24 protein-coding genes are annotated in these 24,074 nt (G+C 64.8%); 16 read left to right on the top strand and 8 right to left on the bottom strand.

Translation table 11 applies throughout. The annotated features are described in order from the left end of the window. The first annotated feature begins 42 nt into the window (after positions 1-42). Positions 43-978 (top strand): glycine--tRNA ligase subunit alpha, encoded by a 936-nt coding sequence (locus tag ACVJNE_RS13475; RefSeq protein WP_499566499.1) that lies wholly within the window; start codon positions 43-45, stop codon positions 976-978. Between the two features lies 1 nt (position 979). Further along, a complete protein-coding gene (glyS, locus tag ACVJNE_RS13470; protein ID WP_499566281.1) occupies positions 980-3,160 on the top strand; it encodes a glycine--tRNA ligase subunit beta in 2,181 nt (726 codons plus the stop codon). A gap of 174 nt (positions 3,161-3,334) precedes the next feature. Here the strand turns inward: glyS and ACVJNE_RS13465 are convergent, their stop codons facing one another. Together ACVJNE_RS13465 and ACVJNE_RS13460 are read right to left on the bottom strand one after the other, a co-directional pair. Continuing rightward, entirely contained in the window at positions 3,335-3,763 is a 429-nt protein-coding gene (locus tag ACVJNE_RS13465) for a hypothetical protein (RefSeq protein WP_499566279.1), read from the bottom strand. 61 nt (positions 3,764-3,824) lie between these two features. Beyond that, positions 3,825-4,217: a hypothetical protein gene (locus tag ACVJNE_RS13460; protein ID WP_499566277.1), complete on the bottom strand. Its 393-nt coding sequence runs from the start codon at positions 4,215-4,217 to the stop codon at positions 3,825-3,827. 164 nt (positions 4,218-4,381) lie between these two features. Here ACVJNE_RS13460 and ACVJNE_RS13455 point away from each other — a divergent pair, with 164 nt between their 5' ends. The 4 genes from ACVJNE_RS13455 to ACVJNE_RS13440 all read left to right on the top strand — a co-directional run bounded on the left by ACVJNE_RS13455 (position 4,382) and on the right by ACVJNE_RS13440 (position 8,803). Further along, positions 4,382-5,338 carry an L-threonylcarbamoyladenylate synthase gene (locus ACVJNE_RS13455; protein WP_499566275.1) on the top strand — a complete coding sequence of 319 codons (957 nt, stop codon included), beginning with the start codon at positions 4,382-4,384 and terminating at the stop codon, positions 5,336-5,338. A gap of 17 nt (positions 5,339-5,355) precedes the next feature. Then, positions 5,356-6,786 (top strand): FAD-binding oxidoreductase, encoded by a 1,431-nt coding sequence (locus tag ACVJNE_RS13450; protein WP_499566273.1) that lies wholly within the window; start codon positions 5,356-5,358, stop codon positions 6,784-6,786. A 202-nt stretch (positions 6,787-6,988) separates the two neighbouring features. Continuing rightward, positions 6,989-7,552: a DUF6101 family protein gene (locus ACVJNE_RS13445; protein ID WP_499566271.1), complete on the top strand. Its 564-nt coding sequence runs from the start codon at positions 6,989-6,991 to the stop codon at positions 7,550-7,552. Positions 7,553-7,648: 96 nt separating this feature from the next. Beyond that, on the top strand, positions 7,649-8,803 hold the full coding sequence (locus tag ACVJNE_RS13440; protein WP_499566269.1) for an NAD(P)-binding domain-containing protein: 1,155 nt from the start codon (positions 7,649-7,651) through the stop codon (positions 8,801-8,803). Here the strand turns inward: ACVJNE_RS13440 and ubiA are convergent. Then, on the bottom strand, positions 8,787-9,770 hold the full coding sequence (gene ubiA, locus ACVJNE_RS13435; protein WP_421929116.1) for a 4-hydroxybenzoate octaprenyltransferase: 984 nt from the start codon (positions 9,768-9,770) through the stop codon (positions 8,787-8,789). The two genes, ACVJNE_RS13440 and ubiA, sit on opposite strands and share 17 nt — an antisense overlap. Before the next feature lie 152 nt (positions 9,771-9,922). Between ubiA and purD the strand changes: the two genes are divergently transcribed. From purD to ACVJNE_RS13420, 3 genes are all read left to right on the top strand, one after another. Continuing rightward, on the top strand, positions 9,923-11,209 hold the full coding sequence (purD, locus tag ACVJNE_RS13430; protein WP_499566267.1) for a phosphoribosylamine--glycine ligase: 1,287 nt from the start codon (positions 9,923-9,925) through the stop codon (positions 11,207-11,209). A gap of 184 nt (positions 11,210-11,393) precedes the next feature. Next, the gene (locus tag ACVJNE_RS13425) at positions 11,394-13,169 is read left to right on the top strand and encodes an acyl-CoA dehydrogenase family protein (RefSeq protein WP_499566265.1); all 1,776 of its coding nucleotides are present in this window, start codon (positions 11,394-11,396) and stop codon (positions 13,167-13,169) included. A gap of 10 nt (positions 13,170-13,179) precedes the next feature. Then, positions 13,180-13,932, top strand: coding sequence for a crotonase/enoyl-CoA hydratase family protein (locus tag ACVJNE_RS13420; RefSeq protein ID WP_499566263.1), 753 nt, complete (start codon positions 13,180-13,182; stop codon positions 13,930-13,932). 42 nt (positions 13,933-13,974) lie between these two features. Here the strand turns inward: ACVJNE_RS13420 and pdxH are convergent, their stop codons facing one another. Further along, positions 13,975-14,589 (bottom strand): pyridoxamine 5'-phosphate oxidase, encoded by a 615-nt coding sequence (gene pdxH, locus ACVJNE_RS13415; RefSeq protein WP_499566261.1) that lies wholly within the window; start codon positions 14,587-14,589, stop codon positions 13,975-13,977. Between the two features lie 41 nt (positions 14,590-14,630). Between pdxH and ACVJNE_RS13410 the strand changes: the two genes are divergently transcribed. The 4 genes from ACVJNE_RS13410 to ACVJNE_RS13395 all read left to right on the top strand — a co-directional run bounded on the left by ACVJNE_RS13410 (position 14,631) and on the right by ACVJNE_RS13395 (position 17,634). Beyond that, positions 14,631-15,104 carry an RT0821/Lpp0805 family surface protein gene (locus ACVJNE_RS13410; protein ID WP_499566259.1) on the top strand — a complete coding sequence of 158 codons (474 nt, stop codon included), beginning with the start codon at positions 14,631-14,633 and terminating at the stop codon, positions 15,102-15,104. Between the two features lie 95 nt (positions 15,105-15,199). After that, positions 15,200-16,144, top strand: coding sequence for a DnaJ C-terminal domain-containing protein (locus ACVJNE_RS13405; protein ID WP_499566257.1), 945 nt, complete (start codon positions 15,200-15,202; stop codon positions 16,142-16,144). Positions 16,145-16,228: 84 nt separating this feature from the next. Beyond that, positions 16,229-17,047 (top strand): enoyl-ACP reductase FabI, encoded by an 819-nt coding sequence (gene fabI, locus ACVJNE_RS13400; protein WP_499566255.1) that lies wholly within the window; start codon positions 16,229-16,231, stop codon positions 17,045-17,047. Further along, positions 17,044-17,634, top strand: coding sequence for a histidine phosphatase family protein (locus ACVJNE_RS13395; protein WP_499566253.1), 591 nt, complete (start codon positions 17,044-17,046; stop codon positions 17,632-17,634). The genes fabI and ACVJNE_RS13395 overlap by 4 nt, the downstream gene beginning before the upstream one ends. 3 nt (positions 17,635-17,637) lie before the next feature. Here ACVJNE_RS13395 and ACVJNE_RS13390 read toward each other — a convergent pair whose 3' ends face one another. The 3 genes from ACVJNE_RS13390 to ACVJNE_RS13380 all read right to left on the bottom strand — a co-directional run bounded on the left by ACVJNE_RS13390 (position 17,638) and on the right by ACVJNE_RS13380 (position 19,735). Continuing rightward, positions 17,638-17,907 carry a DUF1344 domain-containing protein gene (locus tag ACVJNE_RS13390; RefSeq protein ID WP_499566251.1) on the bottom strand — a complete coding sequence of 90 codons (270 nt, stop codon included), beginning with the start codon at positions 17,905-17,907 and terminating at the stop codon, positions 17,638-17,640. A 149-nt stretch (positions 17,908-18,056) separates the two neighbouring features. Continuing rightward, a complete protein-coding gene (locus ACVJNE_RS13385) occupies positions 18,057-18,659 on the bottom strand; it encodes a glutathione S-transferase N-terminal domain-containing protein (protein ID WP_499566249.1) in 603 nt (200 codons plus the stop codon). A 107-nt stretch (positions 18,660-18,766) separates the two neighbouring features. Continuing rightward, positions 18,767-19,735, bottom strand: a complete 969-nt coding sequence (locus ACVJNE_RS13380; RefSeq protein WP_499566247.1) for a GlxA family transcriptional regulator — start codon at positions 19,733-19,735, stop codon at positions 18,767-18,769. Between the two features lie 145 nt (positions 19,736-19,880). Between ACVJNE_RS13380 and ACVJNE_RS13375 the strand changes: the two genes are divergently transcribed. From ACVJNE_RS13375 to ribB, 3 genes are all read left to right on the top strand, one after another. After that, complete coding sequence (locus ACVJNE_RS13375) at positions 19,881-20,339, top strand: SRPBCC domain-containing protein (protein ID WP_499566245.1); 459 nt, start codon at positions 19,881-19,883, stop codon at positions 20,337-20,339. An 86-nt stretch (positions 20,340-20,425) separates the two neighbouring features. Next, the gene (aroC, locus tag ACVJNE_RS13370) at positions 20,426-21,532 is read left to right on the top strand and encodes a chorismate synthase (protein ID WP_499566243.1); all 1,107 of its coding nucleotides are present in this window, start codon (positions 20,426-20,428) and stop codon (positions 21,530-21,532) included. Between the two features lie 25 nt (positions 21,533-21,557). After that, the gene (gene ribB, locus ACVJNE_RS13365) at positions 21,558-22,658 is read left to right on the top strand and encodes a 3,4-dihydroxy-2-butanone-4-phosphate synthase (protein WP_499566242.1); all 1,101 of its coding nucleotides are present in this window, start codon (positions 21,558-21,560) and stop codon (positions 22,656-22,658) included. A 72-nt stretch (positions 22,659-22,730) separates the two neighbouring features. Here ribB and ACVJNE_RS13360 read toward each other — a convergent pair whose 3' ends face one another. Further along, positions 22,731-23,948: an MFS transporter gene (locus tag ACVJNE_RS13360; RefSeq protein WP_499566240.1), complete on the bottom strand. Its 1,218-nt coding sequence runs from the start codon at positions 23,946-23,948 to the stop codon at positions 22,731-22,733. Positions 23,949-24,074: the final 126 nt, after the last annotated feature.

The raw sequence follows: 24,074 nt of genomic DNA, 5'->3' as shown, positions 1-24,074 counted from the left end.
TAGGCCGTGAAAGGCACGCACGTGAACGCCGAACAGTCCGCCATGCACCCCAGCCGCTCGTTCCAGGGGCTGATCCTGACCCTGCACCGATACTGGGCGGATTACGGCTGCGTCATCCTCCAGCCCTACGACATGGAAGTCGGCGCAGGTACGTTCCACCCGGCAACCACCCTGCGCGCTCTGGGCCCGCGCCCGTGGAACGCGGCCTATGTGCAGCCCTCGCGCCGACCTAAGGACGGCCGCTACGGCGAGAACCCCAACCGGCTGCAGCACTACTACCAGTATCAGGTGATCCTGAAGCCCAACCCGTCGAACCTGCAGGAGCTTTATCTTGGCTCGCTCGCCGCGATCGGCATCGACCCGCTGCTGCATGACATCCGCTTCGTGGAAGACGACTGGGAAAGCCCGACGCTGGGTGCCTGGGGTCTGGGCTGGGAATGCTGGTGCGACGGCATGGAGGTCTCGCAGTTCACCTATTTTCAGCAGGTCTGCGGCATCGAATGCGCGCCGGTCGCCGGCGAACTGACCTATGGTCTCGAGCGGCTGGCCATGTATGTCCAGGGCGTCGACAACGTCTACGACCTGAACTTCAACGGTCGCGAGGGCGCTGAGAAGGTGACATATGGCGATGTGTTCCTGCAGGCCGAGCAGGAATACTCACGGCACAATTTCGAGCACGCCGACACGGCGATCCTGTTCCGCCATTTCGAGGATGCGGAAAGCGAGTGCAAGGCGCTGCTGGCCGCCGGTGCGCCGAAGGAAGGCGACAACAACCCGATGCACAAAATGGTGCTGCCAGCCTACGACCAGTGCATCAAGGCGAGTCACGCCTTCAACCTGCTCGACGCGCGCGGCGTGATCTCGGTCACCGAGCGGCAAAGCTATATTCTACGCGTGCGCAATCTGGCCAAGGCATGCGGCGAGGCGTTCCTGGCGACGGATGCGGGCGGTTACGCATTCGAGACGAAAGCTGCCTGACATGCCTGATCTGCTTCTTGAACTCCGCTCCGAGGAAATCCCCGCCCGCATGCAGCGCAAGGCTGCCGGCGACCTGAAGAAGATGGTCACCGACGGGCTGGTCGACGCCGGGCTGACCTACGAGGCGGCGACGGAATACTGGACGCCGCGCCGGCTGACGCTCGACATTCGCGGGCTGGCGGCACGATCGAAGGACGTGCGCGAGGAGCGCAAGGGCCCGTCGACCAAAGCGCCCGAGCAGGCTGTCCAGGGCTTTCTGCGCTCCGCCGGCCTTTCCTCCGTCGAGGAAGCACAGATCCAGTCCGACCCGAAGAAGGGCGACTTTTACGTCGCGGTGATCGAGCGGCCGGGCCGTCCGGCCGAGGAGATCATCGCGGACCTGATGCCCGGCATCGTTCGGAGCTTCCCGTGGCCGAAATCGATGCGTTGGGGTGCTGCCTCGGCAAAGCCCGGCTCGCTGCGCTGGGTGCGCCCGCTGCAATCGATCCTCTGCACCTTCGGGCCGGAGACCGAGGAGCCGGTGGTGGTCGATTTCGAGGTCGACGGCATCCGCGCCGGCAACGTCACCTACGGCCATCGCTTCCATGCGCCGGGCGAGATCACCGTGCGCCGCTTCGACGACTATGTCGCCAAGCTGGAGGCCGCGAAGGTCGTGCTGGACGCCGAACGGCGCAAGAGCATCATCCTCGATGACGCGAAGAACCTTGCATTCGCCGCAGGGCTCGAGCTGGTCGACGATGAGGGCCTCCTGGAAGAGGTCTCAGGTCTCGTCGAATGGCCGGTGGTGTTGATGGGCGAGTTCGAGGAAGCCTTTCTCGACATTCCGCCGGAGGTCATCCGGCTCACCATCCGCGCCAACCAGAAGTGTTTCGTCACGCGCCCGCAGGGCGACGGCGACAGGCTGTCCAACCGCTTCGTGCTCGTTTCCAACATCGAGGCGAAGGATGGCGGTGTGGAGATCGCCCACGGCAACGGCAAGGTCGTGCGGGCGCGCCTGTCCGATGCGGTCCACTTCTGGAAGACCGACCAGGCCGACCTGCCGGACCTGGCCACGCTGGAGGCTTCGGCGGCAAAATTCGGGCTCGATCTCAGGAAGCCGCTCGACCAGCGCATGGCGCGGCTCGACCACCTCGGCGTCACCTTCCACGCCAAGCTCGGCACGCAGGGGGAGCGCGTGGAGCGCATCCGCAGGCTCGCGCGCGAACTGGCACCGCTGGTCGGCGCCGATCCCGATCTGGCCGACCGCGCGGCGGTACTTGCCAAGGCCGATCTCCAGACTGAGGTCGTCGGTGAGTTTCCCGAACTACAGGGCGCGATGGGCCGCAAATATGCGCTGTTGCAGGGCGAGGATGCTTCCGTCGCCGCAGCGCTTGAGGAACACTACCGCCCGCAGGGGCCGTCCGACGTCGTCCCGACCGATCCGGTCTCGGTAGCGGTGGCGCTGGCCGACAAGCTCGACACGCTGGTCGGCTTCTGGGCCATCGACGAAAAGCCCACCGGTTCCAAGGACCCGTATGCGCTCAGGCGAGCGGCGCTGGGCGTTATCAGGATCGTGGTTGAAAATGGGGTGAGGGTGGCGCTGCGAGAGCGGGTCGCCGTCCATGCCGTGGACACTGGGCTTTTGGATTTGCAGGATATCGGCGGGTTCGATTCTTCGGCAGCGGACGACCTCCTCTCCTTCTTCCACGATCGCCTGAAAGTCTATCTCCGCGACAAGGGCGCGGGGCACGACCTCATCGACGCGGTGATCTCTCCTGAAGCCGACGACCTTCTCCTCGTCACCAGCCGTGTCGCGGCACTCGGCATTTTTCTGGATTCCGACGACGGCAGGAACCTGCTCGCCGGAACCAAGCGCGCGGCAAACATTCTGGCTGCCGAGGAGAAGAAGGGCACCGCCGTGGCCGAGGCAGTCGATCCGGCGCTTCTGCGCGAACCGGCCGAGAAAAAGCTGTTCGACGCGGTGAATCAGGCTGAGAAGAACGCCGGCGAAGCGATTCAGAAACAAGACTTTTCCGCCGCCATGCTCGCACTTAGCGTGCTACGTGAACCAGTTGATTCATTCTTTGAGGCGGTTCTCGTGAATGATGAGGACGAGGCGGTGCGGGCCAACCGGCTGGCGCTGCTCGCCCGCATCCGCGAGGCGACCGGCCAGGTCGCCGATTTCTCGAAGATCGCGGGCTAGATAAACAGACGTCTGAGCGGCATAGCCCCTCACCCTTACCCTCTCCCCGTAAACGGGGAGAGGGGGACGTCAGCGTTGCGGCCAGCCTTTCCTCTCCCCGCTTGCGGGGAGAGGATGCCGGCAGACAGGTGAGGGGCAGCGCCAACATTGCCCGTTTCGGCTGGTGTTCTGACCCTAAATAAACACCCACACGCCGAGCGCCATCGCGATCAGCGTCAACACCGGCGTCGTCATGCCGAGCTTCGGCAGCCAGGCGGGCGGCGGCGTGCCCGTTTTCGCCGCGCGCGCGTTGATCCGGTTGATGGCAAGGATTACGCCGAGCAGCACCAGTGCCGTCAACAGCTTCAGCGAATAGGCGGCACCAAGATCGGCGAAATCGTAGCGGAACAGCCACAGCCCCAGCCCGCTCAACCACAGAAGCATGATCCCCGTCAGCGCCATCGTCGAGAAGACGGGCCGCATGGTGGCAAGATCGGGCGAGAGCGCACCGGCCCGCCGGGCCTGCCGCGCGACCACCATGGCGCCGAAGCCGGCGGCCGCGCCCAGCATCAGGCCCAATATGTGCAGGAACTTGAAGACGAAATTGACGGTCAGTTCAATCACGTTGCCTCCGCTGGCTGATGTCGTGGCCAGCGAGATGGGCGGCCGTCAAGCGTTCAAGGTTCTAGTCGGCCAGAGAGACCAGTCCATCGCCGTCACCGGCGCCCCGAAGCGCGAGCGGCATGGCCTCTGCAACCTCTTCAGCGCTTGGTGCATCATCTTCTGCGACCGAGGCGACCTCGTCACGCGAAACCGGGATGGCGTCTGCGCCGAAGGCGATGACGGAGCTACCGAGCACCAGTACGGCCTCGCCATTGTCTTGCAATAAAGCCGTTTCGGACTGCCAGGCCTCGACCGGCGCCGGTTCCGGCTCGCCACGGGAAACGACCGAGGGAAGCGCGTTCGGCTCCGGTTCAGGCAACGCGATGACCGAATCCGCGGCACTGGTGCCGGCCGTCGCCGCGAGGATCAGTGAAACACGCAGGAACGACCCGAGAGGAACTCGAAACGTAAACATACCCAACCCGCCTTGCTTGCCGCCGGCGCCGAACAGGCGCAACACGGACGGCGGGCACCGTACCGACCGGGGATTAACAAATCGGTGACGCAACGGCACTTGTCGCGTGGTCCCGGGCGGGGTAGGCAATCGGCTCAATCAAACCAACGCTGCGGGGAGCGCTCTTGGCCCGGATATTGCCGCTCGAGGAAGCCTTCGATCCTGCACTCGACCTTCTAGAGGCCGGCGACGTGGTCGCGCTTCCCACCGAGACCGTCTATGGCCTCGCCGCCGATGCGACCAATGGCGAGGCGGTCGCGCGCATCTTCGAGGTCAAGGGCAGGCCACACTTCAATCCCCTGATCGTGCATGTCAGCGACATGGCGATGGCGCAGAAGATTGCTGTATTCGATGACATTTCCCTGCGGCTTGCGGCTGGCTTCTGGCCGGGCCCGCTGACGCTGGTTCTGCCGCTGCGCGATGGGCACGGCGTGCATCCGCTGGTCACGGCCGGGCTCGATACGGTGGCGCTGCGCATGCCGCGCGAATTCGCCCGCGAGGTGATCGACGAACTGCGGCATCCGCTTGCCGCTCCCTCGGCAAATTCGTCGGGACGCATCAGCGCCACCACGGCGCAGGCGGTGGAAGACGATCTGGGCGACAGGATCAAGCTGATCGCCGATGGCGGCCCGACGCATGTCGGCGTGGAATCGACGATCCTCAAGGTCACGTCCCAGGCGGTCTATATGTTGCGGCCGGGTGGCGTTACGGCGGGTGAAATCCGCAACGCCATCGGCGTCGACGTGGTACGCGGCGGCGGCAAGGGCATCGAGGCGCCCGGCATGCTGGCGTCCCATTACGCGCCGAACGCGGCGGTGCGGCTCGACGCGAACGAGCTGCGCGAGGGCGAGGCGCTGCTGGCCTATGGTCCGACCCGCATCCCCGGCGCGGAGAAGGCCGTGGCGATGCTGAACCTTTCGGAAAAGGGGCACATGCGCGAGGCGGCAGCCAATCTCTACGCGCATCTGCAGGCGCTCGACCGCTCGGGTGCCGCGACCATCGCGGTCGAGCCGATCCCCGAGGACGGGCTGTGCGAGGCGATCAACGATCGGCTGCGCCGCGCCGCCGCGCCGCGTTCCTGAATGATGAGTTGAGCCTGATGCCGACCGAGCAGCACCTTCCCGATCCTGCGATTCTCGACCGCTTCGCGGCGATCGTCGGCGAAAGCCACGCGCTTCGCGATCCCGCCGACATCGCGCCCTACGTGACCGAGCGGCGCGGCCTCTGGCCGGGCGCAACCGCGCTGGTGCTGCGGCCGGGCAGTGTAGAGGAAGTGAGCGCGATCATGCGGCTCGCCACCGAAACCGGCACCCCCGTTGTGCCGCAGGGGGGCAATACCGGGCTGGTCGGCGGGCAATCGCCCGACATTGGCGGCGGCGAGATCGTCCTGTCGCTGTCGCGGCTGAACCGCATTCGCGAGGTCGACCTTGCATCGAACACCATCACAGTAGAGGCCGGTGTGGTGCTGCAGACACTGCGCGACAAGGCAGACGAACTCGACAGGCTCTTTCCGCTCTCGCTGGGCTCGCAGGGCACGGCGCAGATCGGCGGTAATCTCTCCTCCAACGCTGGCGGTACCGGGGTTCTGGCGTATGGCAACACGCGCGAACTCTGCCTCGGCGTCGAGGTGGTGCTGCCCACCGGCGAAGTGTTCGATGACCTGCGCAAGCTCAAGAAGGACAATACCGGCTACGACCTGAAGAACCTGTTCGTCGGCGCCGAGGGCACGCTGGGTGTCATCACGGCAGCGGTGATGAAGCTGTTTCCCAAGCCCAAGGGCAGGGAGGTGGCGTGGGTGGGCCTGCAAAGCCCGAAGGATGCGCTTGCGCTGTTTGCCCTCGCCTCGGACCGCGCCGGCGCCAGCCTCACCGCGTTCGAGCTGATCGTCGATGCGCCGCTCGCCTTCGTGCTCAAGCACATTCCGGGTTCGGTCGCCCCCCTGTCTTCGCCCCACCCCTGGCATGTGATGCTCGAAATCTCATCGGGCCGCTCGGCGGAAGATGCGCGCGGCCTGATCGAGGAAATCTTGTCGGAAGGCTTCGGGGCCGGAACCGTGTCCGACGCGGTGATCGCGGCAAGCCTTGCGCAGGCGGAAGCATTCTGGCGGATCCGGGAATCGATGTCCGACGCGCAGCGACCGGAAGGCGGTTCCATCAAGCACGACATTTCCGTGCCGGTTGCTTCCATCCCCGATTTCATCGATGCCGCATGGCAGGCGGTGCTGGCCGTGGAGCCCGGCGCGCGCATGGTCTGCTTCGGCCACATGGGCGACGGCAACCTGCACTACAACATTTCCCAGCCCGTGGGCGGCGACAAGGATGCGTTTCTGGCGCTCTACCGCCCGATCAATGATGCGGTCCATGCCGTCGTGCGTTCTTTTGACGGTTCGATCTCGGCCGAGCACGGTATCGGCCGCATGAAGCGCGACGAGCTGATCGCCACTGCCCCGCCGGTCGCCATCGACCTGATGCGCCGCGTCAAGGCGGCGTTCGACCCGGCCGGCATCATGAACCCGGGCAAGGTGATTTAGCCTTTGTTTATCCCGGTTTACGGGCCGTTGTGCCTGGTTGCAAAGCGATAACCATCCTCCGAGGCGACGAAACCTTAACCCTGCTTCTTAAGCCGCTCGGAACGGGCCGGCGCCTAGTCTCACACACATAACGAGGCGGGATAACCCGCCCGCGGGAGACCGGAAAACCGGCTCTCAGGAGAGACAGGAAGGCAGTGCAACCATGAACACCCGGTTGAAACCCGTCTGGGCTGGCAGCGACCTGCGGCTCGACCCGTTCCGTCTGCCGCAGGCCGTGAGCTATGCGGCGCGGGACGATCTCGGCGACGTTACCTTCACCATCGACCGTCGCGGCGTGAGCCTGCGCCGTGTGCTGGAGAACAGCCGCCTGCCGATGTCCATCGTCCTCCCGGCGAAGGCGTTTCGCGGTGTCGCCGCGCGCGCCATCGAGGATGGCGACGGCAATGTTACGGTGACGCTTGAACTCATGCACAGCGATCCGATGTTGTCGGTGCCGCTGCTGGTCGCCCACAATCTCGACGACGTGGCCGCCGACTGGCGCGCTTGGTCCGAGGCCTATGGCCTGCCGATGCTGCTGGTGGAGGCCGATGGCGTCGCCCGCACGCTTGAGGAATCGCTAGGCCTCGTGAAGAAGGGCCAGCCGATCGAGCGCCGCAAGGGTCGCGTTTCCATGCATCGCCGCCCGCGTTTCCTGGCGCGCCGCCGCACCGGCACTCTAGGCCTGCGGCTGGTGGTCAACGGCGAGGAGATCATCGCCCGCAAATAGGCCGTACCGGCCTGTTGTTCGGCGAATTGAGACGAGCGGAGCGACACCCTACATTAAGGATCCGCCGTTTCGTCTCATTTCACCGCCGCAATCTTCATGACAATCGAACAGCCGAAACCTGAGGGTAAAGCCGAACCTGCTGGCGCGCGTTTCGCGGTCAAGGTCGATCTCGTCGTTATCGGAGCAGGTCAGGCCGGGCTTTCCTCGGCCTATCATCTTCACCGGCTGGGCTTCGCTCCCGACCGCGATTTCGTGGTGTTGGACCAGGCACCGGCGCCCGGCGGTGCCTGGCAGTTCCGCTGGCCGTCGCTCACGCTTGCCACGGTCAATCGCGTTCACGACCTGCCGGGCATGCGCTTCGAGGAGATCGTCGGCACCGAAAGCGAAACGGTGCAGGCCTCGGTGGCAGTGCCGCGCTATTACGCGGCCTACGAAGAACGCTACGATCTCCGCGTCCACCGGCCCGTGACGGTGAAGGTCGTCTGCGATCGGGGCGAGCGGCTGCGCATCGAAACCGACGCCGGCGCTTTCTCCGCACGCGGCATCGTCAATGCGACCGGCACGTGGGAAACGCCCTATATTCCAGAATATCCGGGCGCTGACAGGTTTCGCGGACGGCAGCTTCATACGAGGGACTATCGCACTGCCGACGCGTTCCGCGGGCAGCATGTCGTCGTGGTCGGCGGCGGTATTTCAGCCATCCAGTTGCTCGACGAGATTTCGCAGGCAACCACCACCACCTGGGTCACGCGGCGCGAGCCGCAATTCCGCGAAGGGCCGTTCACCGAGGAGTTCGGCCGGCGCATCGTTGCAATGGTCGAGGACAAGGTTCGCCAGGGCTTGCCGCCGGGGTCCGTGGCCTCCAACACCGGCAGTCTGCCGCTCACACCCGCCGTCCGCGCGATGCGCGACCGAGGGGTGCTCAACAGGCTGCCGATGTTTTCCGAGATCACCGAGACCGGCATCCGCTGGGCGGATGGAACGGAACAGCGCGCCGACGTCATCCTGTGGTGCACCGGTTTCCGCAGCTCGCTGGACCATCTTGCGCCGCTGCGATTGCGCGAGGAAGGCGGCGGCATCACCATGACCGGCAGGCTTGCCACGCAGGTCGCGCGCGATCCGCGCATTCATCTGGTCGGCTACGGTCCGTCCGCTTCGACCATCGGGGCGAACCGGGCAGGCGGGGCTGCCGCCCGCGAGTTGACGCAATATCTTGAAATGTCGCTCGCCGAGGTCAGAAGCTCGGGCTGACCGTCGCCCAGACGCCACCGCCCATCAGGCCAAGGAAGATCAGCCAGCCGACGATCTTGTTGGAGTGAAACAGCTTCAGGCACTGCTCCGGATTGTCGATGTCGAGGACCTTGATCTGCCGCGCCATGTGGGCTGCCGCTGCGACCAGTCCGGCCAGCGCCGGCATCGGCACGGCGGCATTGGCGAAGGCGACCACGAAGAACAGCAGCGCGCCGCCATAAAGCGCGACCAGCCATTGCTTGGTCCTGTCGCCGAAAAGCCGTGCGGTGGAACGAACACCCACCAGCGCGTCGTCTTCCTTGTCCTGGTGGGCATAGAGCGTGTCGTAGCCGATCACCCACAGGATGGAGCCGAAATAGAGTAGCAGCGGTGCCAGCTCCAGCGAGCCGAAATGCGCCGCCCAGCCCATCAACGCGCCCCACGAGAAGGCAAGGCCCAGGAAGAGCTGCGGCCAGTCGGTGAAGCGCTTCATGAACGGATAGATCGCCACCGTCGCAAGCGACGCGATGCCGACGATGATCGTAAAGCCGTTGAACTGCAGGAGCACCACGAGCCCGACGAGGCTTTGCGCTATCAAGAACGCCCAGGCCTGTTTGCGTGAGACTTTCCCGGATGGAAGCGGCCGGGACCGGGTGCGCGCGACCTGCTCGTCAATATCGGTGTCGACGATGTCGTTATAGGTGCAACCCGCGCCGCGCATTGCGACCGCACCGGCCAGGAACAGGAAAAGGTGCCACGGTGAGGGCAGCACGCTGGCGATGCTGTCGCCCGGCTGCGCATGAGCGGCGGCTGCCATCGCCGCCGACCACCAGCACGGCCACATCAGCAGCCACCAGCCGATCGGTCTGTCCCAGCGTGCGAGCTGCGCATAGGGCCACAGGCCGCGCGGAAGCGCGCGGTAGACCCAATGGCCGGACGGCGCGTCGGCGACGCGGCCCTGGCTCTGCTTCGACTGGATCTCTTCCATGCCCCGTGCAGTGGCAGGGACCACAGCCGGCGTCAAGGCGCGGCGATGTCGCAAGGCGCGCCTGGCGTGACGAACGCCTGTCTTGTCTTGACCCGCGTACGCTGTCGCCCTACCGGGAAGCGCATCCTAAGGGACAACAGGGAATCGCCGCCATGAACGTACTTCTGATCGGATCGGGCGGGCGCGAACATGCGCTGGCGTGGAAGATCGCGGCCTCGCCCCTCCTGACGAAGCTTTACGCGGCGCCCGGCAATCCCGGTATCGCCGAAGAGGCCGAATGCGTGCCCCTCGACATTGCGGACCATGCGGCAATCGTGGCTTTCGCCCGCGATAACCGGATCGACCTCGTCGTCGTGGGCCCAGAAGCGCCCTTGGTCGCCGGCCTCGCCGATGATCTCGCCAGCGCCGGCATCCGCGTCTTCGGACCCTCCGCCGATGCCGCGCGCCTCGAAGGATCCAAGGGTTTCACCAAGGATTTCTGCGCCCGTTACAACATCCCAACGGCCGCTTACGGCCGCTTCAACAATGCGCCCAAGGCCAAGGCCTATGCCCGATCGGTGGGCGCCCCGATCGTGGTCAAGGCCGACGGCCTCGCGGCCGGCAAGGGCGTCACCGTCGCGATGACGCTGGAAGAAGCGCTCGATGCCATCGACCAGTGTTTCGAGGGCGCGTTCGGCGAGGCCGGCGCGGAAGTGGTCGTGGAGGAATTTCTGGAAGGCGAGGAGGCGAGCTTCTTCTGCCTCTGCGACGGCAAGAATGCGCTGCCCTTTGGAACCGCGCAGGATCACAAACGGGTAGGCGAGGGCGACACCGGCCCCAACACCGGCGGCATGGGAGCCTATTCGCCCGCACCAATCCTTTCCGACGACATGGTCGAGCGCGTTATGGCCGAAATCGTGCGGCCGACCATGATTGGCATGGCCGAGATGGGCACACCTTTCGTTGGGGTGCTGTTCGTCGGGCTGATGATCGGGGTGGATGGCCCCCAGCTCATCGAATACAATGTCCGGTTCGGTGATCCCGAATGCCAGGTGCTGATGATGCGCCTCAAGGACGATCTTCTGGTGCTCATGAACGCCGCCGTCGATGGCCAGCTCGGCCACCTTTCGGTGCGCTGGCGCGATGATGCGGCGCTGACGGTCGTGCTTGCCGCGAAAGGTTATCCGGCGGCACCTGAAAAGGGCAGCGTGATCGGTGGCGTCGCCGATGCGGTGGGCGACGACGGCGCAGCCAAGGCCTTCCATGCAGGGACCCGGCTTGACGGCGACCGCCTTCTGGCCGCAGGCGGCCGGGTGCTGAACGTTACCGCCTTGGGCGAGACCGTTTCCCAGGCTCAGCGGAGAGCCTATGAAGTGGTCGATCGCATTGACTGGCCCGAAGGCTTCTGCCGCCGGGATATTGGCTGGCGCGCGGTCGAGCGCGAAGCCGCAAAGGGCTGACGCCGTCATCAGACCTGCCGTTGAAGCCACGTCGTTCCGGGGGCGATCCTTTCAGATGCTATCTCGTGGAGTGCCGACGTTTGACGTTTACGTAAAAAGGAAATAGCACTCGGCGGTGAAGAAGGATGGACGGGGCTTTGCCATGCGGGCAGGGTTCCGGGATGCAGCAGGAGGAGAAACACGGATGTATCGCGCGCCCGTAGACGAGATCGCTCACACCCTCAAGCATATCGCCGGCCTTGGCGCCGCACTGGACGCGGGCCGGTTGGGCGATCTGTCCGAAGACCTCGTCGACGCCATCCTGGGAGAGGCCGGTCGTTTCGCCACCGACGAAGTCACGCCCTTGCGAAAGATCGGCGACGAGCATGGCGCGGTGCTCAAGGACGGGGCAGTCACCACGCCGCCCGGCTGGAAAGACCTTTACCGCCGCTGGACGGAAGGTGGCTGGAACGCGCTCACCGGCCCAGAGGATTTCGGCGGCCAGGGCCTGCCGCAGATGCTGTCGGTTGCAGCGCTTGAGATGTGGAACTCGGGATCGATGGCCTTCGCAATTGGCCCCACGCTCACCATGGGTGCGGTCGAGGCGCTGGAAAAACACGGCTCGGACGAGCTCAAGGCGACCTATCTCGAAAAGCTCGTATCCGGCGAGTGGATGGGCACGATGAACCTGACGGAGCCGCAGGCGGGCTCCGACCTTGCCGCTCTGCGTTCACGCGCCGAGCCCGTTGGCGACGGCACCTACCGTATCTTCGGCCAAAAGATATTCATTACCTATGGCGAGCACGATTTCACCGACAACATCGTGCATCTGGTGCTCGCGCGCCTTCCCGATGCACCTGCGGGTACCCGGGGCATCTCGCTCTTTCTCGTGCCTAAGTTCTTCGTCAACGAGGACGGTTCGCTGGGCGCGCGCAACGACGCGTTCTGCGCCTCGATAGAGCACAAGCTCGGCATTCACGCCTCGCCGACCTGTACGATGATCTATGGCGATGGCTTCGCGAAGGATCGCGAGCCCGGCGCGATCGGCTGGCTGATCGGCGAGGAGAACAAGGGCCTCGCCTGCATGTTCACGATGATGAACAACGCCCGCCTTGCGGTCGCAATGCAGGGCGTGGCCATCGCGGAAGCGGCGCGCCAGCAGGCGCTTGCCTATGCGCAGGATCGCCGTCAGGGCAAGGCGCCGGGCTTCGACGGCGAGGGGATGGCGCCGATCGTCCATCACGCCGACGTCAAGCGCAACCTGCTGACCATGAAGGCGCTGACCCAGGTCGCGCGCTCGATCGCGTACTCATGCGCGCATGCGCTCGACATGGCCCGCACCGGCGAGGGCGACGATGCCCGCCACTGGCAGGAACGCGCGAACCTCTTGACCCCGGTTGCCAAGGCCTTCGCCACCGACGTCGGCGTCGACGTCGCCTCGATTGGTGTGCAGGTGCATGGCGGCATGGGCTACATTGAGGAGACCGGTGCGGCTGCCCTGCTACGCGACGCACGCATCGCTCCGATCTACGAAGGCACCAACGGCATTCAGGCCATCGACCTCGTCACCCGCAAGCTGCCGCTCTCCGGCGGGGAGCACGTGAAGGGCTATATCGGTGAGTTGCGCGCCGACATCGAGGCCCTGCGCAAGTCCAACGCCGACGGTTTCGGTGCGACGGCGGAACGGTGCAATGCCGCGCTCGACGACCTCGCCGAGGCCACCGATTTCCTCCAGCGCGCGCTCGCGGATGGCCGGCAGGAGGAAGCGCTGGCCGGCGCGACGCCCTATCTGCGGCTGTTCGCGCTTGCCGCGGGCGGCGCGTATCTCGTGCGCGGCGCGCTTGCCGGTGAGGACAAGGCTCGCGTGGCGCTGGCCCGCTTCTTTGCCGAAAACCTGGTCGACGAAGCCTCGGCTCTCAAGCGGCGTGTGATCGCCGGCGCTGAAAGCCTGGTGTCCGCCGACGCCGCGCTGGCGTCCTGAGGAGATTGCGATGAGCCAGCATATCCAAATCGAGCGCAAGGGCGCGGTGCAGATCATCCGCATGAACCGCCCGGACAAGAAGAACGCCATCACCCGCGACATGTATGCGGCCATGGCTGCGGGACTGACGGCCGCCGATAACGACCCGCAGGTGCGCGTCCATCTGATCTTTGGCGTTCCCGGCGCTTTCTCGTCCGGCAACGACCTGGCGGATTTCATGGCCGTCGCGACAGGCGGCGACGGTGGTATGGAGGTCTACGACTTCCTGCTCGCGCTCGCGAAATCACAAAAGCCGATCGTGTCTGGGGTCGACGGCATTGCCGTTGGCATCGGCACCACCATCAACCTGCATTGCGATCTCACCATCGCCACGCCGCGCACTGAGTTCCGCACGCCGTTCGTCGATCTTGGTCTGGTGCCCGAAGCCGGCTCCAGCCTGCTCGCACCCGCCGTTCTCGGACGTCAGCAGGCCTTTGCGTTGCTGGGTCTCGGTGAAGGCTTTTCGGCTGAGCGCGCAAAGGCTGCCGGCCTCATCTACGAGGTCGTTTCCGAGGAAAAGCTTGAGGCTGCGGCCCTCGAAGCCGCCGAGCGTATCGCGGAAAAGCCACCGGAAGCACTGAAGATCGCACGTGACCTCATGCTCGGCGACCGCGAGGCGCTGGTTGCCCGCATCAAGGAGGAAGGCGCGCATTTCCGAGCCCGGCTGAAGTCCGACGAGGCGCGAAACGCCTTCGTCGCCTTCATGAACCGGAAGAAGAACTGACGCCGATCCATCCTCTCGCGAGGACAGGGTAGCGAAGCCATCTCACGGATAAAGCCGCGTCTTCTTCCAGCCGTGTCCCTCGGCTTCGAACATCACGCGGTCGTGCAGGCGGAACGGGCGGTCGTGCCAGAACTCGATCGACACCGGCTTGATCCGGAACCCCGACCAGTGGGCGGGTCGCGGAATCTCGCCGATCGCGTAGCGCGCCGTATATTCGGCCACCGCCTTTTCCAACGCAAAGCGGCTTTCCAGCGGCCGTGACTGCGCCGAAGCCCATGCACCGATCCGACTGCCGCGCGCACGCGTCGCAAAATAGGCGTCGGCTTCGGCGGCGGTGACCTTCTCCACAGGACCCCGCACACGTACCTGCCTGCGCAGGCTTTTCCAGTGGAAGCACATGGCCGCCTTCATCGAGGCGAGGATTTCCCGGCCCTTGGCGCTCTCGTAGTTGGTGTAAAAAACGAAGCCGCCTTCGTCGAAGCCCTTCAGCAGCACCATGCGCACGTTCGGGAGGCCGTCGGGATCGACCGTCGCCAGCGCCAGCGCGTTGGGATCGTTCGGCTCGGCCGCGGTGGCATCGTTCAGCCAGCGGGCGAAAAGCGCGTAGGGCTCGGCGCTCTGGGTAAAATCACCGTCCGTTAACCCTGTCTCGGTCATAATCTTGTCCTGACGTATTGGGATAGACGGGAGAATGCCCATTGGCGCGCCCCGCGCAACCTTTCGCTGGATGGGACAGGCAGGTTTTCCGTTGGCTCAGCGCACGCGGGGCGCTTGTGCTGCTTGCCGTTTTCGCGCTTTCGGGGTGTGGCGCCAGAGGCTTTTCCATCGACGACGCCGTGCCGGACCGTTCGATCGTCACCGGATCCGTCTCCCATGATTCAGCGGCACCGGCCAGCGATGCGGCCGCGACCTCGGATGAAATGACCATTCGCAACGCCGTCTCGTCGGCCATCGTCGACGAGGTGAGTCCGGAAGGTATTGGCTGGGCCAACGCCGATACAGGTTCGCGCGGCGCAATCAGCGCCATCACCGAAAGCCGCGACAGCGGCTATCTCTGCCGCGCCTTCACCGCTTCGCGAGAGAGCTTCGACGGTGTCCGCCTCTATCGCGGCGAAACCTGCCTTGGATCGGCGAAGCTTTGGGTGATGAAATCCTTCGTCCCGGTCGATTAGCGCTGGAAATGCTGCATCACACTGGAATTTCTTCCTAGCCATACGCATATTAGCGGCGGAAGACCTCACAACGCTTTTTCGGCAGACAGGACACTATGCGCGATCCCTATGACGTCTTGGGCGTTGCGAAGAACGCCTCTGCGAAAGACATCAAGTCGGCGTTCCGCAAGCTCGCGAAGAAATATCATCCGGACCAGAATCCGGACGACCCGAAGGCCAAGGAACGATTCGCCGAGGCGAATCAGGCCTATGAGGTAGTGGGCGACGAAACCAAGCGCGCCCAGTTCGACCGCGGCGAGATAGACGCCAGCGGCAAACCCCGCTTCGCCAACTTCGAGGGCGCGGGCGGCGGTGATCCGTTCGAGGCGTTCCGCCGCGCAGGCGGACGGGGTCCCGGCGGCGCCCGGTACGAATTCCGCAGCGGCGGTTTCGACGGCGATGCTGGCGACATTTTCAGCGAGATTTTCGGCCAGTCGTTCAGGCGTGGCGCGGGTGGAGCGGGCGGCCCCGGTGCGGGCGCGCGGCAGGCCCCGGCGGGCGCCGATCTCAACGCCACGCTCGACGTCACCGTCGAGGAGGTGGCCACCGCCGCTAAGGTGACGGCGGCGTTTCCCGATGGCCGCAAGCTGGGCATCAAGCTGCCGGCCTTCGTCGAGGATGGCCAGACCATACGGCTCAAGGGTCAGGGTGCGCCGTCGCCGCTTGGAGGTACGCCGGGCGATGCCCTGGTCAAGGTGCGGCTGGCAAGGCATCTGCTCTATCGCGTGGACGGGCGTGACCTGCATGTCGACGTACCGGTGCCGCTGGCCGACGCCGTGCTCGGCGCGAAGGTTGCCGTCGAGACGCCGTACGGGCGGCTCGCCGTCTCCATTCCGGCCTGGTCGAGTTCCGACCGCAAGCTGCGCCTCAAGGGCAAGGGGCTGCCGCTGAAGGGCGGCGGCCACGGCGATCTCTACGCGCATGTGCGCATCATGCTGCCCGAAGGTGGCGATGCGGACCTTGAAGCGCTGATGCGCGCCACGAAGGCCGGCACGGCTTAGGCAGGAGCCGTCACCGTTCAGCTTGAAGCATCCATGCGGCTGTGCGATAGGCAGCCAACGGCAGAAGATGCGGAGAGATGTCACATGTCGGCAGGAAACGGCCTATTGGCGGGTAAACGCGGCCTCATCATGGGTGTCGCCAACAACAGGTCGATAGCCTGGGGCATAGCAAAGGCGTGCGCCGATCAGGGCGCAGAACTGGCCCTGACCTATCAGGGTGACGCGTTCCGCAGGCGCGTTGAGCCCTTGGCCGCCGATCTCGGTGCTCATGTGGCCGGCGATTGCGACGTCACCGACATGTCGAGCGTGGATGCCGTTTTTGACGGTCTGCGTGAGAAATGGGGCAAGCTCGACTTTCTCGTTCACGCCATTGCCTTTTCCGACAAGGACGAACTCGACGGTCGCTATGTCGAGACCACGCGCGAGAACTTCCAGCGCACCATGGACATCTCCGTGTATTCGCTGACGGCTGTCGCACAGCGCGCCGAGAAATTGATGACCGAGGGCGGCTCGATCCTCACGCTGACCTATTACGGCGCCGAAAAGGTCATGCCGCACTACAACGTCATGGGCGTCGCCAAGGCTGCGCTCGAGGCGAGCGTGCGTTATCTGGCCGTCGATCTCGGTGGCTCGGGCATCCGCGTAAACGCCATTTCCGCCGGCCCGATCAAGACGCTTGCCGCCTCCGGCATCGGCGATTTCCGCTATATTTTGAAGTGGAACGAATACAATGCCCCGCTGAAGAAGACCGTCTCGATCGAGGAGGTCGGCGGCTCAGGCCTGTACCTGCTTTCCGATCTTTCCAAAGGTGTCACGGGTGAGGTGCACCACGTCGATGCGGGCTATCACGTCGTTGGCATGAAGGCCGTCGACGCGCCCGATATTTCCGTCGTCAAGGAATGATGCCCCGCACAGTCTATTTCATTCGCCACGGACAAACCGACTGGAACGCGGAAGGCAGGCTTCAGGGACAGGCCGACACGGACCTGAACGACACCGGCCGCGCTCAGGCGACGCGCAATGGCAAGCTTCTGCGTGAACTGGTCGCCGACCAGGCGGCTTTCGACTTCGTATCGAGCCCGTTGCGCCGCACGCGCGAGACGATGGAGCGCATCCGCGTTGCCATGGGCCTTGCGCCGGATGGCTACCGGCTCGATCCGCGGCTGATCGAGGTCCATTTCGGTGGCTGGCAGGAAAAGACCTTCGCCGAGCTTGAAGCAATCGATCCCGGCTGCTTCGCGCGCCGCGAAGAAGACAAGTGGAACTTCGTGCCGCCGGGCGAGGGCGCGGAGAGCTACGCGATCCTGACCGAGCGCATCCGGCCGGTTCTGGACGAGATGAAGTGTGACACGATCTGCGTCACCCACGGTGGTATCATCCGCTCGATCTTCCGGCTGACCGATACGCTGTCCCCCGCCGACTGCGCTGGCCTCATCGTGCCGCAGGATCGCGTGCTGCGCTTGCGCAATGGCACGCTGGAATGGCTTTGAAGCCTATTCGTAGACGATGAGGTCGGTGACGGTTTTCACGCCGCCGATCGTGTCGTAGGCCAGCACGACGTCGACGCCTTCCTGGAGCGATTCGACGTCGAATTCTCCCGACAGTTTGTAGGTGTTGCCATTGTCCAGCGTGATCGTCAGGCCTTCGCGGTCGACGGTGGCGATCGTGCCTTCATCGTCGTCGGCGGCGAATGCGGTCATCGGCGACAGCGCGATGCCGGTTGCGATCAGAAAAGCGGAAACAGCCCTTGTCACCTTACGCATTGTCGTTCCTTGCAACTGGCCTCGCACGGGCGAGGCGACCTACGAGCTTGTGGCGCGACCAAAGCAGAAACAGGCTGACTGTGTCAAAACTTTAACCGCGCCCGGTGGCAACTGTTCCACCGTATATTCCGGCTCGCAGGGGGGCCTGTTCAGGCCGCCATGCCGAGCAGTTCCTGCTCTTCGGCTGCAAGGACCGTCCGGACCGAATCGCGGGCCTCTACCAGTCGCGCAAGCGCTTGCAGCCTTTCCGGAACTTCCAGTTCGACCATCGCCGCCCAGCGCAGCATGACATAGGCAAAGGCGTCCGACGCCGAGAAGTGCTCACCTAGTATGTGGGGCCCTCGCATGACGGAGCCAATCCAGGCGAAGCGCTGCTCCAGGACTTGGCGCAAATAGGTCTTTTCGTCTTCGCTCTCGGTGAAGAACAGTCGCACGAACGGCTTGTGCACCTCGGTGGACAGGAAGGCGAGCATCTGGAGGTGCCGGTAGCGCTCCATCGGCGTTGGCGAACTAGCATCCGTGCGTTGCGCATCGATCCAGTCGAGCAGGGCGACGTTTTCCGTCAGCAGCGTGCCGTCGTCGAGCGCAATTGCCGGCACATAACCGTTCGGGTTGATCGCCCTGTAGTTGCTGCCGTCATCCACCTTGCCGGAAAAGATGTCGACCTTGTGCGCGTGAAATGCCAGCCTCGCCTCGCGGAGCAGGATATGGGCAGCCTGGCTGCATGTGCCCGGTGTATAGAAGAAATCCATCATTGCCTCCATCAGGTGAGCGGGCGCTATGCCCGATGCGGTGATGGTGGCCTAGCCGCGGCTTTCGCGTCAGTGGCGAAACGGCTGCGAACGGGGCAAAAGAGCCATCATTGGGCGAGCCCGCGAAACCGGTTGCGCTGCCGGTATTGTGCGGGCGTCACGCCGACCCGACGTCGGAACAGCTTGCGGAAGAAGGTCGGATCGCTGTAGCCGACCTCGGCGCCGATCTCCTCGATGGCGCTGTCCTCCGTTTCAAGCATCTGCTTCGCTTCCTCGATGCGCAGCGCCTGCACGTATTCGACAGGCGCATAGCCGGTGGCTGCCTTGAACCTGCGCTTGAGCGTGCGCTCGGGCAGGCCGGAGCGTTCCACCATCGCGGTGACGGGATTCTGTGTGGCGTAATTATCCACCAGCCAGGCCTGCACCCTGCTCACAACGGCGTCGCTATGCTGGCGCGGCCGTGCCATGGAGGCGAAGGGAAGCTGGCCGTAACCGCGGTCGCCCAGCAGAAACAGCCGCGCCACGCGTGCCGCTTCCTCCGCTCCGCAGAAGCGCCCGATCAGGTATAACGCGAGATCCTGCCACGACGAGGCGCCTCCTGTCGTGACGATCTGGCCGCCGTGCCCGCTATCGCACAGGATGCGTTCCGGCCTGAACGTCACGCTCGGATAGCGGTCGCGGAAGAGGTCGGCCATCGTCCAGTGAGATGCCACTTCGGCTCCGTCCAGCAGCCCCGCTTCGGCGAGAAGCACGGCGCCGCTGCAGGTCGAGCAGACGAGAGCGCCGCTGTCGAGGTGGCTCCGCACCCAGGTGATCTCTTCGGCCCAGCGGCCTTCCGGCGAGTCGCTCTGGTCGAGATGGATGTCGCAGACGATGACCACGTCCGCGCGTTCGGCAGCAAGATCCTGCTGCGGCGTGACGCGCAGCCCCGTGCTGGAATTGAACGCTTGCGCGCGCCGGGCGGTAAGCCGGGCCTCCAGCGGACGCGCGCCATGGCCTTTGCCGGCATCGTTCAGCACCTCATGCAGGCCGAAGGCGGCCATCGTCCCGCTTTCCGGCAGGGAAAGGATTGACACGCGCAGCGGTTCGGTCGGGCGAGGTTGAAACGGCATAAGAGGAGAATGGCACGAATGCCCCGATTTTGTCGATACGCGCTCTGGCGGCCTGACGCTGCTTTGCCGATGCTGGCCTGGTCAAACACCCGGCAGGAAAGGAAAAATCATGAAACTTGAAGAAGGCACCGTCGATCTGACGAAGGAGTACCATCACCCGGTCGCTGCGGTATTCGCGGCCTGGTCGCAGGAGGACGCGCAACGGCAGTGGGGCCATCCCGGCCCGGGCTGGCATATGGATTTCGACCGCTTCAGCTTCGCTGCCGGCGACACCGACATCTGCCGATTCGGCCCGGAGGGCGGCGACGAATATCTGAACGAGAACCGCTACCTGGAGATCGATCCCGAACGCCGGATCGTCTACGGCAGCTCATTGCGCGCAAACGGCGCGCTGACTTTCGCGGGCACGGTAACCGTCGCCTTCGACAAGCATGGCGAGGGCACGCGCATGCGGCTGGTAGAGCAGGGGCTCTATTTCGACGGTAACGACAGCGTCGAGGGTCATCGCGAAGGCTGGCAGCATATGCTGACATCCATCGAGGGTTGGCTGGACGGCAAGGCGAAGTAGGCGCAGATGCCAGAGCCATGGGCCTCGTTTGACGCCCATGGCAAACGCCAATAGAAGCGACGCGAAAACTCTCCGCGGGCTGTCGCATGTCGCACAATACATTCGGTCATCTGTTTCGCGTCACGACCTGGGGCGAAAGCCACGGGCCGGCGCTCGGCTGCGTCATCGACGGCTGCCCGCCCGGTATCCGTTTCACGCTGGCCGAGATCCAGGCCGAACTCGACCGGCGACGCCCTGGCCAGTCGCGCTTCGTCACCCAGCGCCGCGAGCCGGATCAGGTCAAGGTGCTCTCCGGCGTGGTCCCCGACGACGCGGATGCCGAGATACTGATTACCACCGGGACGCCTGTCTCGATGATGATCGAAAACGTCGACCAGCGGTCCAAGGATTATGGCGAGATCGCCCGCCGGTATCGGCCGGGCCACGCCGATTACACCTACGACATCAAATACGGCATCCGCGACTATCGCGGCGGCGGCCGATCCTCCGCGCGGGAGACGGCGGCGCGGGTGGCGGCCGGCGCGCTTGCGCGCAAGGTCGTGCCGGGCGTGGTCGTGCGCGGCGCCCTGGTGGCGATGGGAACGAAGGAGATCGACCGCGCGAACTGGAACTGGGATTTCATCGAGAGCGCCGACAATCCGTTCTTCACGCCCGATCCGGCATCCGTGGCCGTCTTCACCGACTATCTGGATGAGGTGCGTAAAGCCGGCTCCTCCGTCGGCGCATTGATCGAGATCGTCGCCGAGGGTGTGCCCGCCGGTCTCGGCGCGCCGGTGTACGCCAAGCTCGATCAGGACATCGCCTCCGGATTGATGTCGATCAACGCGGTCAAGGGCGTGGAGATCGGCGACGGTTTCGCCACCGCGCGCATGACGGGTGAGCAAAACGCCGACGAGATGCGCATCGGCAACGATGGCAGGCCGCTGTTCCTTGACAACCACGCTGGCGGCATCCTTGGCGGCATCTCCACGGGCGAGCCGGTCGTCGCGCGTTTTGCGGTGAAGCCGACATCGTCGATCCTGACGCCCCGCCGTTCCGTCGACGTCGACGGCAAGGATGTCGATGTGCGCACCAAGGGCCGTCACGACCCTTGCGTCGGCATCCGCGCCGTACCGATCGGCGAGGCCATGGTTGCCTGCGCAATCGCGGACCATTATCTGCGACATCGTGGCCAGACCGGCCGCATTGCCTGACCGGACATAGCGAGGGGCAGCCTGCATGGCATACGACCAGAAGAAGATCGTTGAGGCGCTGCGCGCCTTCGAGCGCGGCGAGATCGTCGTCGTCATGGACGATGATGGGCGCGAGAACGAAGGCGATCTGATCGTGGCCGCCGTGCACTGCACGCCGGAGAAGATGGCCTTCATCGTGCGCCACACCTCGGGCATCGTCTGCACGCCGATGCCGCGCGAGGAGGCCAAGCGGCTCAATCTTCAGCCGATGGTGGCCGACAACGACGCGCCGCACTCGACGGCCTTCACGATCAGCGTCGACTTCAAGCACGGCACCACGACCGGCATTTCTGCCGAGGACCGCACGCTGACGGTGCGCAATCTTGCCAACGGCAATGTCGGTGCTGCCGATTTCGTGCGCCCGGGCCACATCTTTCCGCTGGTCGCGCGCGAGGGCGGCGTGCTCATGCGCTCGGGCCATACCGAGGCCGCGGTGGACCTGTGCAAGCTGGCCGGTCTGCCGCCGGTCGGCGTCATCTGCGAACTGGTAAACGACGATGGCACCGTGATGCGCGGCCCGCAGGTTTCCGCCTTTGCCGAAACACACGGTCTCAGACAGGTCTCCGTCGCCGATCTCATCGCCTACAGGCAAAGGCAGGAAACGCTGATCGAGCGCGTCGACTGCTTCGACGTCGAGACGGTCGCCGGCCCTGCCAAGGCCTACACCTACCGGCTTCCATGGGATGCCATGCAACACTTCGCGCTGGTTTTCGGCGACATACGCGACGGCACCGACGTGCCGGTGCGTCTGCATCCCGAAGACGTGGTGACCGACGTGTTCGGTCCCGACAGCCGCCTGGATGAGCTCATGCGCCGCATGGGCGAAAGCCGCCGCGGCGTCATTGTCTATTTGCGCGAGGGCTCCGTCGGCGTCGGCCAGAAGTCGCGCAATCGCCCAGCTCACGAAGGCAGCGAGGCGCACGAGGAGGCGCTGCGACGGGAGAGCGAGTGGCGTGAGATCGGCCTCGGCGCGCAGATACTGCGCGACCTCGGCATCGCCTCCATCCAGCTCATCACCTCGCGCGAAAAGCACTATGTCGGGCTGGAAGGCTTCGGCATCGAGATCAGCTCGACCGAAATCCTGTAGCCGCTTTCGCCTGCAGGTGCCTGAACGGAAAAGAGCCCCGCAACTGCGGGGCTCCTCGTTTCCGGCGGGGCGCTACTCTGCCGGCTGAGCCAGCGAGGCAGCCGATGCCCGCCTTTCGCCGGCAAGGCTCCGCTGGCCGAGAAGGACGGTCGTGAAGGCTGCGGTGCCTGCGATGACCGATACCCAGAAGCCGTTCCGGGCTCCGAAATTGTCCACAACCCAACCCGTCGCGAACGCGCCGAACGCCATGCCGATGCCGATGCCGGTCATGACCCAGGTGACACCCTCGGTGAGCATGTTGGCCGGCACCCGCCGCTCAATCAGGCCGAAGGCCGTGATGAAGGTCGGCGAGATCGCCACGCCGCTGAGGAAGACCGCAAGTGCCAGCAGGGTGACGGTGTCTGCGAAGAGAAGCGGAACCGTGGTGGCGCCGACGATCGACAGCGCGATCAGAAGCTGGCGGTGCAGCGGCGTCTTCAGGCTGAGCGCGCCCATGATGAGCCCGACGACGAACGAGCCCAGCGCATAGACGCCGATGACGAGAGTGGCGGCGTTCGGCTGGCCGAGTTCTTCCGTAATCGCCACCGAGCTGACTTCGGCGGTGGCGAAGATGGCGCCGACGAAGATCAGTGCCAGCGTCACGATCTGCACCGGGCGCTGCCGGATCGCCGAATGCGTTGACGCGTCTTCGGCGGGCTGAAGCGCCGGCTCAGTAGATCGCTGCGCCAGAAAGACGGCTGTGCCGACGATCAGCAGGACGGTGCTGGTCAGCATGCCTGCTTCGGGAAACAGCGCGACGCTGAGGCCGACGGAAAGTGAAGCGCCGGCGATATAGACCAGTTCGTCGGCCGCCGATTCGAAGGCGAAGGCGGTGTTGAGCTCCGGCCTGTCACGGAAGAGTTCCGTCCACCGCGCCCGCACCATCGCAGGCATGCTCGGCATGAAACCTGCAAGAAAAGCGGACACGAAGAGCGTCCAGTTGGCCCAGCCCTGGTTGGTGGCGGCAAGTAGAGCCACGAACGCTAGCGCGGAGACGATCGTGGCCGGCGTGGCAACGGCCGTCTGCCCGAACCGGTCGATGAAACGCGATATCTGCGGCGCGATGAACGCGTTGGTGAGCGCGAAGGTGGCGGAGACGGCACCGGCCAGCCAATATTCGCCATGGGTTTGGGACAGCATCGCCACGATGCCGATCGGCGCCATCGCGATCGGTAGGCGGGCGAAGAAGGCCGCGGAGGAAAAGCCCTTGGCTCCCCGCGCACTGAAAATTACGCCATATGGATTTGCCATCGGGAAACTCCTCGATTTTCGGCATGAGTTGACTTACATACGCATCGTATGAATGTGCACGTAAGTTCATACGTCTCGTATGTCAATTGGCATACGAGACGTATGTCGATTGGTACAGAAGCTGAT

The sequence above is a fragment of the Mesorhizobium sp. DxT genome (assembly GCF_058448885.1).
Note: the sequence above shows the minus strand (reverse complement) of the source record. Positions and strands in the feature narration are given on the sequence as shown.